General features: G+C 68.7%; 13 protein-coding genes and 1 pseudogene. 3 read left to right on the plus strand and 11 right to left on the minus strand.

Translation table 11 applies throughout. The features are described from left to right. Positions 1-42: 42 nt before the first annotated feature. The 6 genes and pseudogenes from prcA to arc all read right to left on the minus strand — a co-directional run bounded on the left by prcA (position 43) and on the right by arc (position 5,912). Positions 43-918: a proteasome subunit alpha gene (gene prcA / locus ABTX18_RS19070; protein ID WP_352123859.1), complete on the minus strand. Its 876-nt coding sequence runs from the start codon at positions 916-918 to the stop codon at positions 43-45. Positions 919-977: 59 nt separating this feature from the next. Further along, on the minus strand, positions 978-1,823 hold the full coding sequence (gene prcB, locus ABTX18_RS19075; protein ID WP_352123860.1) for a proteasome subunit beta: 846 nt from the start codon (positions 1,821-1,823) through the stop codon (positions 978-980). Beyond that, positions 1,775-1,966: pseudogene (locus tag ABTX18_RS19080) on the minus strand (endonuclease domain-containing protein); the annotation flags it as partial. The gene prcB and the pseudogene ABTX18_RS19080, both read right to left, overlap by 49 nt. Positions 1,967-2,057: 91 nt before the next feature. Then, positions 2,058-2,276, minus strand: coding sequence for a ubiquitin-like protein Pup (locus tag ABTX18_RS19085; protein WP_352123861.1), 219 nt, complete (start codon positions 2,274-2,276; stop codon positions 2,058-2,060). Between the two features lie 120 nt (positions 2,277-2,396). Continuing rightward, positions 2,397-3,908, minus strand: a complete 1,512-nt coding sequence (gene dop, locus ABTX18_RS19090) for a depupylase/deamidase Dop (RefSeq protein WP_352123862.1) — start codon at positions 3,906-3,908, stop codon at positions 2,397-2,399. Between the two features lie 237 nt (positions 3,909-4,145). After that, positions 4,146-5,912, minus strand: a complete 1,767-nt coding sequence (gene arc / locus ABTX18_RS19095; protein ID WP_352123863.1) for a proteasome ATPase — start codon at positions 5,910-5,912, stop codon at positions 4,146-4,148. Between the two features lie 241 nt (positions 5,913-6,153). Between arc and ABTX18_RS19100 the strand changes: the two genes are divergently transcribed. Then, positions 6,154-6,465 carry a ferredoxin gene (locus ABTX18_RS19100; protein WP_352123864.1) on the plus strand — a complete coding sequence of 104 codons (312 nt, stop codon included), beginning with the start codon at positions 6,154-6,156 and terminating at the stop codon, positions 6,463-6,465. Between the two features lie 82 nt (positions 6,466-6,547). Here the strand turns inward: ABTX18_RS19100 and ABTX18_RS19105 are convergent, their stop codons facing one another. The 3 genes from ABTX18_RS19105 to ABTX18_RS19115 all read right to left on the minus strand — a co-directional run bounded on the left by ABTX18_RS19105 (position 6,548) and on the right by ABTX18_RS19115 (position 9,628). Further along, on the minus strand, positions 6,548-7,132 hold the full coding sequence (locus tag ABTX18_RS19105; protein WP_352123865.1) for a hypothetical protein: 585 nt from the start codon (positions 7,130-7,132) through the stop codon (positions 6,548-6,550). A 278-nt stretch (positions 7,133-7,410) separates the two neighbouring features. Further along, complete coding sequence (locus ABTX18_RS19110) at positions 7,411-8,316, minus strand: tRNA (adenine-N1)-methyltransferase (RefSeq protein WP_352123866.1); 906 nt, start codon at positions 8,314-8,316, stop codon at positions 7,411-7,413. Between the two features lie 61 nt (positions 8,317-8,377). After that, positions 8,378-9,628: a site-2 protease family protein gene (locus ABTX18_RS19115; protein ID WP_352123867.1), complete on the minus strand. Its 1,251-nt coding sequence runs from the start codon at positions 9,626-9,628 to the stop codon at positions 8,378-8,380. 172 nt (positions 9,629-9,800) lie between these two features. Between ABTX18_RS19115 and ABTX18_RS19120 the strand changes: the two genes are divergently transcribed. Together ABTX18_RS19120 and ABTX18_RS19125 are read left to right on the plus strand one after the other, a co-directional pair. Beyond that, a complete protein-coding gene (locus tag ABTX18_RS19120) occupies positions 9,801-10,646 on the plus strand; it encodes a RecB family exonuclease (RefSeq protein ID WP_352124017.1) in 846 nt (281 codons plus the stop codon). A gap of 9 nt (positions 10,647-10,655) precedes the next feature. Further along, a complete protein-coding gene (locus ABTX18_RS19125; RefSeq protein ID WP_148016141.1) occupies positions 10,656-11,327 on the plus strand; it encodes a response regulator in 672 nt (223 codons plus the stop codon). 33 nt (positions 11,328-11,360) lie between these two features. Here ABTX18_RS19125 and ABTX18_RS19130 read toward each other — a convergent pair whose 3' ends face one another. Both ABTX18_RS19130 and ABTX18_RS19135 read right to left on the minus strand, forming a co-directional pair. After that, positions 11,361-12,953: an ABC transporter substrate-binding protein gene (locus ABTX18_RS19130; protein ID WP_352123868.1), complete on the minus strand. Its 1,593-nt coding sequence runs from the start codon at positions 12,951-12,953 to the stop codon at positions 11,361-11,363. A gap of 361 nt (positions 12,954-13,314) precedes the next feature. Continuing rightward, positions 13,315-14,016, minus strand: a complete 702-nt coding sequence (locus ABTX18_RS19135; RefSeq protein ID WP_352123869.1) for an HAD family hydrolase — start codon at positions 14,014-14,016, stop codon at positions 13,315-13,317. Positions 14,017-14,068: the final 52 nt, after the last annotated feature.

The raw sequence follows: 14,068 nt of genomic DNA on the forward strand, positions 1-14,068 counted from the left end.
CGAGGAGGCGGACCGGGGCATCGCGGGCACGCGCGGAACCGGCTACTCGACGTCGCCGCCGGAGTCGGTGGACTCGCCGGCCGCGGAGGAATCCGGGCCGGCCTTCTTCGTGCCCGGCTTGTCCGTGTCCTTCGTGGCCGCTGAGGTGTCTGCGGAGGTGTCCGCGCCTTCGCCGTCCTCCGTGTCCGAGGGGGCGTCGGTAGGCGTCGCACCGGCGCCGTCGGCCTCCAGCAGCCGGGCCAGCTGCCGGCCGATGATGCGCTTGAACTTGCGCTGCTGCGGCCGCGTACGGTCCAGGACCGCGACCTCCAGCCGCTCGGCGGGGATCTCCCGCTCACTGCCGTTGGGATCGCGGGACAGCGCCTGAACCGCCAGCTTCAGCGCCTCGGCGAGAGACATCCCGTCCCGGTGGCGCTGGTCCAGGAAGGTACTGATCTGCTCCGCGTTTCCGCCGACCGCGACAGAGCCGTGCTCGTCCACGATCGAGCCGTCGTGCGGCAGCCGGTAGATCTGGTCGCCCTCGGGCCCGGCGCCGACCTCGGCGACCACCAGCTCCACCTCGTACGGCTTCTCGGCCGCGCTGGAGAAGATGGTGCCGAGCGTCTGCGCGTAGACGTTCGCCAGTCCACGCGCCGTCACATCGTCGCGGTCATAGGTATATCCGCGCAGATCGGCATAACGCACTCCGCCGATGCGGAGATTCTCGTACTCGTTGTACTTGCCGGCGGCGGCGAAACCGATCCGGTCATAGATCTCGCTGAACTTGTGCAGCGCACGGGACGGGTTCTCGCCGACGAACACAATGCCGTCGGCGTACTGCAGCACTACCAGGCTGCGACCACGGGCGATGCCCTTCCGGGCGTATTCCGCCCGGTCGGCCATGGCCTGCTGAGGTGAGACATAGAACGGCGTCGACACCGGCTATCCGTCCCTTTCTGTCAGTGGCGGGAGCATCGAAGAAGCCTCGGAACGGGCGGTCAGAGCAGCGCGGCGCGCGGGCCGTCGGGCTGTTCCAGCCGGCGTTCCAGAATCGAGCGGGCGATCTCGGCGGATTCCGTCTCGGTCAGCTTCCGGAAGCCCTCGTCGGTGATGACGGTGACGATCGGATAGATACGGCGGGCCACGTCCGGTCCGCCGGTCGCCGAGTCGTCGTCCGCCGCGTCGTACAGCGCCTGCACGACCAGCGTGAGCGTCTGCTCCTCCGTCAGGTCCTCGCGGTAGAGCTTCTTCATCGAGCCACGGGCGAAGATCGAGCCGGAGCCGGTGGACGCGTACCCGTGCTCCTCGGAGCGGCCGCCGGTGACGTCGTAGCTGAAGATCCGGCCCCGCTCCCGGTCGACGTCGTAGCCGGCGAAGAGCGGCACCACGGCGAGGCCCTGCATGGCCATCGCGAGATTGCTGCGGATCATCGTGGAGAGCCGGTTCGCCTTGCCCTCCAGGGAGAGCTGAGCACCCTCGACCTTCTCGAAGTGCTCCAGCTCCAGCTGGAAGAGCTTGACCATCTCCACGGCCAGTCCGGCCGTGCCGGCGATGCCCACCGCCGAGTACTCGTCGGCCGGGAAGACCTTCTCGATGTCGCGCTGCGCGATCATGTTGCCCATGGTCGCCCGCCGGTCACCCGCCAGGACCACCCCGCCGGGGAAGGACGCGGCGACGATCGTGGTGCCGTGCGGCGCCTCGATTGCCCCCTTCATGGGCGGCAGCTGCCGGTTGCCCGGGAGCATCCCGGGCGACTGGTCGGACAGGAAGTCCATGAACGAAGAGGACCCGGGCGTCAGGAAGGCAGCTGGTAGACGCCCGGTGCTACGAGTGTTGGCTTCCACGCGTTTCCCTCCAGGTAAGCGATGGCCCTGCGCAAGGTGTCAGGATCATCTCCCAACTTGCCTACGGCCGAATTGCAGTTGAAGCACCGTATGCCACGGACCCTACCCGTCCGGCGGCGGTGATCCACATGTGTGGCGGAGGCATTCGGACCGATCGCGGTCCGTGCCCGCGGTCGTGCGGCACGGGCCGGAGCCCGTGCCGCACGCCGGTCATCGGCCAGGGCGCCGGGCCGGCTACTCCCCGCCCTTTTGGACGAATGAGCGCACGAAGTCCTCGGCGTTGGACTCGAGGACGTCATCGATCTCGTCCAGGACGTCGTCGACGTCGTCGCTCAGCTTCTCCTGCCGCTCCTTGAGATCCTCGGAGCCCTGCGCCTCCTGCGCCTGCTCCTCGGTCTCCTCGGTGGATCGCGTCGCCTTCTGCTGTCCGCCGCCGGTGTCCTTGGTCGCCATATAGCTCACCCCGCTCGGTTCGAAGCACTTGATCAGACCCTACCTACGGGGTCCGACATTGGCCCGGTACTTGTCTCAACGTCCGGAGGTCATCGGAATGATTCCCAGTCGGCGGCCCTTTCAGCCGCCCGACAGCACCCGGACCAGCTCCTCCGCCGTGCGGCAGCGGTCCAGGAGGGCCTTGACGTGGTCCCGGGTGCCCCGCAGCGGCTCCATGGTGGGAACCCGCTGAAGGGAGTCGTGGCCCGGCAGGTCGAAGATGACCGAGTCCCAGGAGGCCGCGGCCACGTCGTCCGCGTACTGCTCCAGGCAGCGACCGCGGAAATACGCCCTGGTGTCCTCCGGAGGCGCCGTACGGGCCTTCTGCACCTCGTCCTCGTCCAGCAGGCGGTTCATCCGGCCGCGGGCCACCAGGCGGTTGTAGAGGCCCTTCTCGGCCCGTACGTCGGCGTACTGCAGGTCCACCAGGTGCAGGCGCGGCGCGTCCCAGTCCAGGCTGTCGCGGCGGCGGTAGCCCTCCATGAGCTCCCGCTTCGCGATCCAGTCCAGCTCGCGCGACAGGCTCATCGGATCGTTCTCCAGCCGGTTGAGCGTGTCCTCCCAGCGGACCAGGATGTCCTTGGTCTGCTCGTCGGCGTCCGCCCCGTACCGCTCCTCCACGTATTTGCGGCCCAGCTCGAAATACTCCATCTGGAGCTGCACCGCGGTGAGTGTCCGGCCGCTGCGCAGCGTGATCAGCTGCTGGAGGTCCGGGTCGTGCGAGACCTGGTGCAGGGTGCGCACCGGCTGGTCGACGGCCAGGTCGACATTGATGAAACCGTCCTCGATCATGGAGAGGACCAGCGAGGTGGTGCCCAGCTTGAGGTAGGTGGAGATCTCCGAGAGGTTCGCGTCTCCGATGATCACGTGGAGCCGGCGGTACTTCTCGGCGTCGGAGTGGGGCTCGTCGCGCGTGTTGATGATGGGGCGCTTGAGGGTGGTCTCCAGACCGACCTCGACCTCGAAGTAGTCGGCGCGCTGACTGATCTGGAAACCGTGCTCGTGGCCGTCCTGGCCGATCCCGACCCGGCCCGCTCCGGTGACGACCTGGCGCGAGACGAAGAACGGCGTCAGATGGCGCACGATGTCCGAGAACGGGGTCTCGCGCTTCATCAGGTAGTTCTCGTGGGTGCCGTACGAGGCGCCCTTGTTGTCGGTGTTGTTCTTGTAGAGGTGGATCGGCTGGGCGCCCGGCAGCTGGGCCGCGCGCTCGGCCGCCTCGGCCATGATGCGTTCGCCGGCCTTGTCCCACAGGACCGCGTCCCGCGGATTGGTGATCTCCGGCGAGCTGTACTCGGGGTGCGCGTGGTCGACGTAGAGCCGTGCGCCGTTGGTGAGGATGACATTGGCCAGGCCGATGTCCTCGTCGGTGAGCTGGCTGGAGTCGGCGGTCTCGCGGGCGAGGTCGAAGCCTCGCGCGTCGCGCAGCGGGTTCTCCTCCTCGAAGTCCCAGCGGGCGCGGCGCGCCCGGTGCATCGCCGCCGCGTAGGCGTTGACGATCTGGGACGAGGTGAGCATGGCATTGGCGCTGGGGTGGCCGGGCACGGAGATCCCGTACTCGGTCTCGATGCCCATTACTCGCCGTACGGTCATGCGGCCCTCCTTGCCCGGCGACGCTCCCTTGCGGGGCGGCGCTCAAGTACCGCTTCTTCTCCGGTGCGTGCGCGGTCTGCCCGTTCCCGCACTGCGCGACCGGGCGGTATGCCAGAGCCTAGAACGCCTCTGTGCCGGTGGGGAGATCAATTACGTCATTACTGCGGTGTCGTGGGAGCTGTCCGGAAAGCAACCGGCTGCGGATGCCCGGCCGGGCATCCGCAGCCGGTACGCCTTCTAGAGGTACTGCCCGGTGTTCGCCACCGTGTCGATGGAGCGACCGGTGTCCGCGCCCTGTTTTCCGGTGACGAGCGTGCGGATGAAGACGATCCGCTCGCCCTTCTTGCCGGAGATCCTGGCCCAGTCGTCCGGGTTGGTGGTGTTCGGCAGGTCCTCGTTCTCCTTGAACTCGTCCACGCAGGCCTGGAGGAGGTGGGAGACGCGCAGGCCCTTCTGGCCGTGCTCGAGGAATGCCTTGATGGCCATCTTCTTGGCCCGGTCGACGATGTTCTGGATCATCGCGCCGGAGTTGAAGTCCTTGAAGTAGAGGACTTCCTTGTCGCCGTTGGCGTACGTGACCTCGAGGAAGCGGTTCTCCTCGGACTCGGTGTACATCCGCTCGACGACCGACTGGATCATCGCGTGAGCCGCGGCCTCCTTGGAGCCGGTGTGCTCCGCGAGATCGTCCGCGTGCAGGGGCAGCGAGGGCGTGAGGTACTTCGCGAAGATGTCCTTCGCCGCCTCCGCGTCCGGACGCTCGATCTTGATCTTCACATCGAGGCGGCCGGGTCGCAGGATCGCGGGGTCGATCATGTCCTCGCGGTTGGAGGCGCCGATGACGATGACGTTCTCCAGGCCCTCGACGCCGTCGATCTCGGCGAGCAGCTGGGGGACGATGGTGTTCTCCACGTCCGAGCTGACGCCGGATCCCCGGGTACGGAACAGGGACTCCATCTCGTCGAAGAAGACGATGACGGGGGTACCCTCACTCGCCTTCTCACGGGCACGCTGGAAGACCAGGCGGATGTGGCGCTCGGTCTCGCCGACGTACTTGTTGAGAAGCTCCGGGCCCTTGATGTTCAGGAAGTAGCTCTTCCCGGCGGGCTGGCCGGTGACTTCGGCGACCTTCTTGGCAAGGGAGTTGGCCACGGCCTTGGCGATGAGCGTCTTGCCGCAGCCAGGCGGACCGTAGAGCAGGATGCCCTTCGGCGGCCGGAGCTCGTGCTCCTTGAAGAGGTCCGGGTGCAGGTAGGGGAGCTCGACCGCGTCCCGGATGAGTTCGATCTGGTCGCCCAGTCCACCGATCTTGTCGTAGTCGATGTCCGGGACTTCTTCGAGGACGAGCTCTTCGACCTCGCTCTTGGGGACGACTTCGTAGACGTAGCCGGACCTGGGTTCGAGCAGCAGGGCGTCGCCGGGGCGGATGGTGATGTCCAGCAACGGCTCGGCGAGCCGCACCACCCGTTCCTCGTCGGTGTGCCCGATCACCAGGGCCCGTTCGCCGTCCTCGAGGATTTCCTTGAGGGTGACGATGTCCCCGGCCCGCTCGAATTCCATGGCGTCGACCACGTTGAGCGCTTCGTTGAGCATGACTTCCTGGCCGCGCCGGAGGTCCTCGAGCTCAACGCTGGGACTGACGTTCACCCGGAGCTTGCGGCCCCCGGTGAAGATGTCGCAGGTACCGTCCTCGTTCGCCTGCAGGAACACACCGAAGCCGGCCGGCGGCTGTGCGAGCCGGTCGACCTCTTCCTTGAGGGCCACGATCTGGTCGCGGGCCTCGCGGAGTGTACTGGCGAGCCGCTCGTTCTGAGCGGACACGCCTGCGAGGTTGGTCTGCAACTCGACGATCCGCTCTTCGAGAATCCTCGTATGACGCGGAGAGTCGGCGAGCTTACGTCGCAGGACGGCGATTTCCTGCTCGAGATAGGCGACCTGGCCGGCGGGGTCTTCGGACCCCCGCCCGGGCCGGATGCCGCGGTTGATGTCGTCGTCGTGGGCTGCCACGGTCCTCACCTCCTCCAAGGGGAGCTGGACGCTTCCTGACCCTACCTGGGTGGGTGATGATTGAAACCCCTAGATCACAAAGACTCTGGGGTGTGTCCGATCTTCACCCTTGCGCTCTCCCTCGTGTCAGGGGAATACCCACCCTTCAACATCGGAAAGCCGCCGGTTGTATCGTCGAAGTGTTCAACACCCGCCAGGGCTGGCTTTTTTTGGTTCGGATACGCAGGAAACGGCAGGCGAAATGACCGCGCAGCAGGACGCTCCCACCGGCAGCGAGACGCAGGACCTGGAGGTCTGGATCGACCAGGACCTCTGCACGGGGGACGGGATCTGCGTGCAGTACGCGCCGGAGGTGTTCGAGCTGGACATCGACGGTCTCGCCTATGTGAAGAGCGATCAGGACGAGCTGCTCCAGGACAAGGGCGCGACCACGCGGGTCCCGCTGCCGATCCTGCAGGACGTGGTCGATTCGGCCAAGGAGTGCCCGGGCGACTGCATTCATGTACGGCGCGTTTCGGACAGGGTCGAGGTCTACGGCCCCGAGGCCGCCTGACCGCGGTCCCGTCCACGGCCCGGTCCGGTACGAGGCGCCCTGCCGCCGTCCCGGGCGGCACGGCGGACACGCCGGGTGACGGTCAGACGCCGGCGCCGGCCGGGTCCGTCGACTGGCTGCTGCGGACGAAGGCGCCGTTCTGCCACTGCCAGGTGACCTTCTCCTGCTCGTCCGGGCAGCAGGACGGCACCTCGGGCGAGGAGTAACCGAGCAGCGTCGCGGAGACGACGCCGTCACGCACGGCGAAGTCGCCGACACTCATCTTCTGGACGGGGTCCACCAGGGTCGCGACGATCCGCGGTGCGGCCGCGCTCCCCTGTGTGAGCACGTAGACGCCGCTGGGCGGGGTACCGGATCCGGCCGCGCAGTGGACCACCGCGACTGTTTCCGGCCGCCCGTCGCCGTCCAGGTCGCCGGGAGCCTGCTTGGTCACGGTGTAGCCCGCACCGCCGCATTCCAGGGGGAAGTCCGCACGGGCCGGGTCGGGCGCGGGGGACGGCGCGCCGCGCTGCGCCGCGGTGCGGTGGGGCGTGGAGGCCAAAGCGCTCGCGTCGGGCTGGAGCAGACCGGCTGCGGCGACGACGGCGGCCATGGCCGCTGCGGTGGCGAGCCAGTGCATCGGCTTGGTGTCGGTGTGCGCGAGGTCCGGGAGCGCGGAGGTCTGCACGCGGGAGGTCTCCTGTGGTTCCTGTGGTGCGGAATGCCCGAAGGGCAGTGCCGTCGGCGGGACGTCGGCGGCGGGGTGGGGGTGGCCAGCATCGTGCCACACCTCACACGGCAGCGGAACGGTGGGGTCGCTACGGATCGCGCTCGGCGTGCACCGCCCGGCTCCCGGGCAGGGAAGGCGGAAACGAAAAGGCGCCGCCGCCGGGTTCCCGGGTCGGTCCGGGAACCCGGCGGCGGCGCCGGTACGTCGGGGCGCGCGGCACGGGCCGCGCCCCTGGTTCAGTCGCGGTCGGAGCCGCTCTGGCTGCCCGGGCCGGTGTAGTCGTCGCCGTAGGCGCCCTTGGAGGGGCGGCGGCGGCGCGGCGGGGCCTGGACCCCGTCGGCCAGCCGGCGGGCGGTGACGAGGAAGCCGGTGTGGCCGATCATGCGATGGTCCGGGCGTACGGCGAGGCCCTCGACGTGCCAGTTGCGGATCATCGACTCCCAGGGCTGCGGTTCGGCGAAGCAGCCGATCTCGCGGATGGACTCGACCGTCCGGGAGAGCTGGGTGGTGGTGGCGACGTACGCGCAGAGGATGCCGCCGGGGACGAGCGCCTTGGAGACGACGTCCAGGCACTCCCAGGGCGCGAGCATGTCCAGGATGACGCGGTCCACGTCGGTTTCGCTCAGGTTGTCCTGGAGGTCGCCGACGGTGAGCTGCCATGCGGGGTGCGGGCTGCCGAAATAGCGCTCGACGTTCTGCTGGGCGATCTCGGCGAAGTCCTCGCGGCGCTCGTAGGAGTGCAGCATGCCCTGCTCGCCGATGGCGCGGAGCAGGAAGGTGGAGAGTGCGCCGGATCCGACGCCGGCTTCCACGACGCGGGCGCCGGGGAAGATGTCGGCGAAGGCCAGGATCTGACCCGCGTCCTTGGGGTAGACCACGGCGGCGCCGCGGGGCATGGACAGGACGTAGTCGGGGAGCAGGGGGCGCAGCGCCAGGTAGACGACGTTTCCCGTGGTACGGACAACACTGCCCTCGGGAGCACCGATCAGCTCGTCGTGCGAGAAAGAACCCTTGTGGGTGTGGAAGTTCTTTCCGGCTTCGAGCGTGAAGGTGTAGTGGCGTCCCTTGGGATCCGTGAGCTGGACCTGGTCCCCGACCTTGAAGGGCCCGCGTCGGCGGGCGGCACCGGTCGGTTCAGACATGTGACCAGCGTACCGGTGTTTCGGGGGGCTCCGACCGCCCGCCCCGGGGGCCGGCGGCCACTCAGGCGGTGGGGCGGGCCATGGCGGCGACGAACGCCCGCTCGACGTCGGCGGTGGACAGCACCCCGTAGATCTCACCGGTGTCCTCGACGACGAGGTACTCGGTGGCGGGGCTGGCCTTGAGGCGGTCCAGGAGGGGTTCACCGGCGAGTTCGGCGGAGACCTTCATGCCGTCGGTGAGGTCCTGGGCGAGGCCGCCGACGGCGACCCAGGGGCGGCGGTGTTCGGGGACGGCGACGATGGCGGCCTCCCGGACGACGGCCTTGGGGTCGCCGGTGGCGTCGACGACGACGAGGGCGCGGGCGCCTGCCTCGTTGGCCCGGCGCAGGGCCTCGGAGAGCGGGGTGTCGGCCTCGACCGGGACGGCGCGCCGGGTGAGGGCGCGGGCCTGCAGGTCGGGAAGGTGTTCGCGGAGCCGGGCCATGCGCAGGCTGTTGCCCGCGCCGGTCCAGATGATCGCGGCGAGGATCGCGGCGAGCAGGGCGTCGGTCACGGTGTCCATGCCGCTGATCTCGCGGTCGCCGTTCCCGAGGAGTTCGGTGTGGGTGAGGAGCGGCAGGCCGATGAGGGTGACGACGGCGAGAGCGCGGCCGACCCAGGCGGCGGCGACGGTGCCGCTCATCGGGCGGCCGGTGATCTTCCACACGACCGCGCGCAGCATCCGGCCGCCGTCGAGGGGCAGGCCGGGCAGGAGGTTGAACGCGGCGACGATGAGGTTGGAGATCATCAGTCCGCCGAGCAGGACGCCGGGGACGGTGCCGGCTTCGACGAACTTCATCGGGATGTAGAAGACACCGGCGAGGACGAGGGAGAGCAACGGGCCGACGAAGGCGAGGACGAATTCGCGGCCGGGGGTCTCGGACTCCTTCTCGATCTCGGAGACGCCGCCGAAGAACTGGAGCTGGATGCGGCGGACGGGGAGCTTGTAGCGCAGGGCGGCGACCGTGTGCGCGAGTTCGTGGACGAGGACGGAGGCGTAGAACGCGATCGCGAAGAAGAGGGCGACCAGGTAGCGCGCCGCGCCGAGGTCGGGCAGGACGCGGTCGAGCTGGCCGCCGAAGACCCAGGTGATGAGGGCGGCCACGACGAACCAGCTGGGCGCCACGTAGACCGGTACCCCGAAGGGGCGGCCCATGAGGATGCCGCCTCCCGGCTCTTCCCCGCGTCCCGGTGCGCCCTTGTCGGGGCCGTCGCCGGGGCCTTTGTCCCCTGCGCCGGGCTGCGGCCGCCCGCTGTTGCCGCTCTCGTCCACGGGGTCCCTTCGGTCGGTGCCGTTTCGGCACGGTCATGCAGTGTTCGAGGGTCTGTGGTCGATGGTATGCCGATTGATGTCAGTGGCGGGCCGTAGGGTCTTCGTCATGACCTCTGTGCCCCGTCCGCCCCAGCCACCCTCGTCCCTTTCGCCGTCGAGGGCGAGCGATTTCATGCAGTGCCCCCTGCTGTACCGCTTCCGGGTCATCGACAGACTGCCGCAGAAGCCCAGTGAGGCCGCGACCCGGGGCACGCTGGTGCACGCGGTGCTGGAGCGGCTCTTCGACAACCCCGCCCCCGAGCGCACCCCCGGCCGGGCCACGTCGCTGATCCCGGCCCAGTGGGACCGGCTGCTGGAGTCGAAGCCGGAGCTGGCGGAGCTGTTCGCCGAGGATCCGGAGGGCGAGCGGCTCACGCGGTGGCTGGCGGAGGCGGAGCGGCTGGTGGAGCGCTGGTTCTCGCTGGAGGATCCGACGCGCCTGGAGCCGGCCGAGCGGGAGATGTTCGTCGAGACCGAGCTGGAGTCGGGGCTGCGGCTGCGCGGGGTCATCGACCGGATCGACGTGGCGCCGACGGGCGAGGTCCGGATCGTGGACTACAAGACGGGAAAGGCGCCGCGTCCGGAGTACGCGGAGGGTGCGCTGTTCCAGATGAAGTTCTACGCGCTGGTCATCTGGCGGCTCAGGGGTGTGGTGCCGCGCCGGCTCCAGCTGGTCTACCTCGGCAGCGGCGACGTGATGACGTACGACCCGGTGGTGGCGGACCTGGAGCGGGTGGAGCGCAAGCTGCTGGCGCTGTGGGACGCGATCTCGCTGGCCACGGAGACCGGTGAGTGGCGGCCGCGGCCGACGAAGCTGTGCGGCTGGTGCGACCATCAGGCGCTCTGTCCCGAATTCGGCGGGACTCCCCCGGTGTATCCGTTGTCGGTGCGCCCGGCTCGGTCGCCGCAGGATGACCAGGGCAGAATGGAGCCGGTCCGGGCCGAGGCCGGCCGGCCTGGTGCCCTTGAAGGACATTGAGGAGATCCCGTGGCAATCCGCGTCCTGCTGGTCGACGACCAACCACTGCTGCGCACCGGCTTCCGGATGATTCTGGAGGCGGAGGGCGATCTCGCGGTGGTGGGCGAGGCCGGTGACGGTCTCCAGGCGCTCGACCAGGTGCGGGCGCTGCAGCCCGATGTGGTGCTGATGGACATCCGGATGCCGCGGATGGACGGGGTCGAGGCGACGCGTCAGATCACCGGTCCGGGGCGGGACGGTCCGGCGAAGGTGCTGGTGCTGACCACCTTCGATCTCGACGAGTACGTGGTGGAGGCACTGCGGGCGGGTGCCAGCGGCTTCCTGCTGAAGGATGCTCCGGCCAACGAGCTGGTGCAGGCGATCCGGGTGGTCGCCGGCGGCGAGGCGATGCTCGCTCCGAGCATCACGCGACGGCTGCTCGACAAGTACGCGGACCATCTGCCCTCCGGCGAGGAGCCGGTGCCGGACACCCTGCACACGCTCACGGACCGGGAGGTGGAGGTCCTGAAGCTGGTGGCCCGCGGCCTGTCGAACGCGGAGATCGCCGCCGATCTGTTCGTCAGCGAGACCACGGTCAAGACGCATGTAGGCCATGTGCTGACCAAGCTGGGGCTGCGCGACCGGGTGCAGGCCGCGGTGTACGCGTACGAGAGCGGGCTGGTGCGCCCCGGCGCCCAGTGACCCCCTGCGGGGACGGGCGGCCGGGGCGGCGGATCAGTTGGTGCCGAGTTCCCAGAGGTTGATGTCGGCGGACGAGGTGACCGCCCATTCGACACCCGTGAGGCCTTCGCGGGAGGCGACGTACTGCTTGCCCTGCCAGACGGGCAGGACGGGGACGTCCTCGGCGACGATGTCCTGGAGCCGCTGGAAGGTCTTGGCGGCGGCGCTGCGGTCTGCTTCCCGGCGGGATTCCGGGATGAGCGCCTGGGCCGCGGCCGACCGGTAGGGCGAGTTGAGGAAGTTGTCCTTGTCGAGGAACGGCGCCGTGTAGTTGTCCGGGTCGGGGAAGTCGGGGAACCATCCCATGCCGTACGCGGCGTACTCGCCGCGCAGCTCCGCGGGGCGGTACTTCGCCCAGGGGGTGCCCTTGACGGTGACGTCGAAGAGTCCGGTGCTGTTGAGCTGCCGCTGCAGCGTCCTGAACTCGTCGGCGGTGGCTGAGCCGTAGTAGTCGCTCGTGTAGTTCAGGGTGAACTTCACCGGGGTGTCGATCCCGGCGTGCTTCAGGATCGCGGCGGCCTTGGCCGCGCTGGGTTCGCCGTACTTGTTGAAGAACGAGTTCGTGTGTCCGGCGATGCTGGACGGGATCAGCGAGTACAGCGGCTCGGCGGTGGTGCCGTACACCTCGCTCGCGATCTCACCCCGGTCGATGATCTGCGCCATGGCCTGGCGGACCGCCTTGTTCTTCACGGCGGGGTCCTCGGTGTCGAAGCCGAGGTACCGGATGGCGAGGCCGGGCATTTCGGTGAGCTTGATGCTGTCCTCGGGGTGCTCGACCATCTGCTGGGCCTGTTTCGGCGACATGGTGCGGGTCATCATGTCGATCTTCTTCTCGTCGAGCGCCTTGCCCATGGCCGTGGCGTCCGGGAAGGAATCCAGTTCGACCTTCTCGTTCAGCACCTTGAGATCCCCCTTGTAGCGGGGGTTCCTGGTGAAGACGACCTTCTCCACATGGCCGTTCTTCACTTCCGGCTTCATCGTGTACGGGCCGGAGCCGTCCACCTGGAATCCGGTGCGCGCCGTGTTCGCGGGGTATTTATCCCGCTGGACTATTCCGGCCGGCGGTGTCGCGAGTTTGTACGGGAAGGTGGCGTCCGGGGTCCGGAGGTGGAATACGACCTCGCGGTCGCCCTTGGTCTCGATGGTGTCGATGTTGTTGAGCAGGACCACCGGCCCGTTGGTGGACTTGATCCGGATCACGCGGTCGATGGAGTACTTGACGTCCTCTGCGGTGACCGGGCTGCCGTCCGCGAAGGTCAGCCCGCTGCGCAGGGTGCAGCGGTAGCTCTCGTTGGCCCTGTCGGTGAACAGGCAGCTCTCGGCGGCCTCGGGCTCCGGCCGGCCGCCGCTGCGCGGGATGTGCGTCAGGGTCTGGACCGTCTGTCGCAGTACGTTCCAGACGCCCGCCTCGTAGCCGATGGCGGGGTCGAGAGGCGCGGGGGCGTCCTTCGAGGCGACGAACTGGTCCGTAGTGCCGACAACGATGGCGCCGTTGCCATCGCTCCCGCCGTCCGACGCGCCGCAGGCGGCGAGTACGGGCGCGAGCAGGCCGACAACGGCCGGCAGCACCAGAGTCTTGCGGTTCATCGTGGACGTTCTCCCTCATGCGGTCATGGAGAAAACGACATTAGTAGGCACCTCGTCCTGGCCGGACCGGTCCTGCGCCGCACCTATTCAGGGATGCGGCGAACTCGGCGGTGAGACGAATTCGCGCACGCGGAATGATTCGTACACGGATTCACCAATCGGGACACTTGGACACACCCGACGGGCGGTGCGACAGATTTTCGTGGCGCTTCGAGCACCGAATGAGTGAGGAAGGTCACGCGCGATGCGACCGGTCAATGTGACATGTTCCCGCCTAATGAACACCGGGTTGCGACACAAAACGCACGGCCTTTCGCGAGAGCTTTTCCATTCATTCACAGAAATACTCTCGGTGCGCGGATCACCGCGCTCCCGTCACCAGCCCCCGGAGGAATGCGAGATCGACCTCTTCGAGCGAACCGACGACGACCCGGCCGGCGGCCGGTGCGATCGGCGACACGGACGGTACGGCGACCACCCGGCATCCCGCGGCCTCCGCGGCGGCCACCCCGGTCGGTGTGTCCTCGATGACGGCACAGAGCCGCGGGTCGGCCCCGAAGCCGCGCGCGGCCGTGAGGTAGGGCTCCGGGTGGGGCTTCGTGCGGGTGACCTCGTCGCCTGCGACGGTGAGCGCGAAGTGGTGACGGCCCACCGAGTCCAGGACCCGGTCGATGATCCGGCGGTGCGAGGCGGACACGAGTGCGGTGGGGACCTCGTGTCTCGCGAGTTCGGCGAGCAGCCGCGCCGCACCCGGCATCAGCGGCACACCGTCGGCGATGCGCTTTTCGAAACGGTCGTTGAGCAGCACGGTCAGTTCGTCGAGGGTGATGTCCGCGCCGGTGACGTCCATGAGGTATCCGGCGCTGCGGGTCATCGGGCCGCCGACGACCACGTCCTTCCACGCCTCGTCCAGCCGGTGCCCCAGATCGGCGAAGACCGACACCTCGGCGTCCCACCAGAAGCCCTCGGTGTCCACGAGGGTGCCGTCCATGTCGAGCAGGACGGCCTGCAGGGCGCCGCCCTCGGCCGTACGGGTCGGGGACGCGGGGATCGTACTGGTCATCCGGCACACCTTCCATGAGGGACGAGAAGGCCGGCCGCCTTTCCCGGAGGGA

Source organism: Streptomyces sp. NPDC096323, assembly GCF_040302845.1.
GTDB lineage: Bacteria > Actinomycetota > Actinomycetes > Streptomycetales > Streptomycetaceae > Streptomyces.

Coding starts and splice junctions, on each gene's coding strand:
- ABTX18_RS19085 (WP_352123861.1), bottom strand. CDS start 2,276: ATGGCGACCAAGGACACCGGCGGCGGACAGCAGAAGGCGACGCGATCC.
- dop (WP_352123862.1), bottom strand. CDS start 3,908: ATGACCGTACGGCGAGTAATGGGCATCGAGACCGAGTACGGGATCTCC.
- ABTX18_RS19100 (WP_352123864.1), top strand. CDS start 6,154: ATGACCGCGCAGCAGGACGCTCCCACCGGCAGCGAGACGCAGGACCTG.
- ABTX18_RS19110 (WP_352123866.1), bottom strand. CDS start 8,316: ATGTCTGAACCGACCGGTGCCGCCCGCCGACGCGGGCCCTTCAAGGTC.
- ABTX18_RS19120 (WP_352124017.1), top strand. CDS start 9,801: ATGCAGTGCCCCCTGCTGTACCGCTTCCGGGTCATCGACAGACTGCCG.
- ABTX18_RS19130 (WP_352123868.1), bottom strand. CDS start 12,953: ATGAACCGCAAGACTCTGGTGCTGCCGGCCGTTGTCGGCCTGCTCGCG.
- ABTX18_RS19135 (WP_352123869.1), bottom strand. CDS start 14,016: ATGACCAGTACGATCCCCGCGTCCCCGACCCGTACGGCCGAGGGCGGC.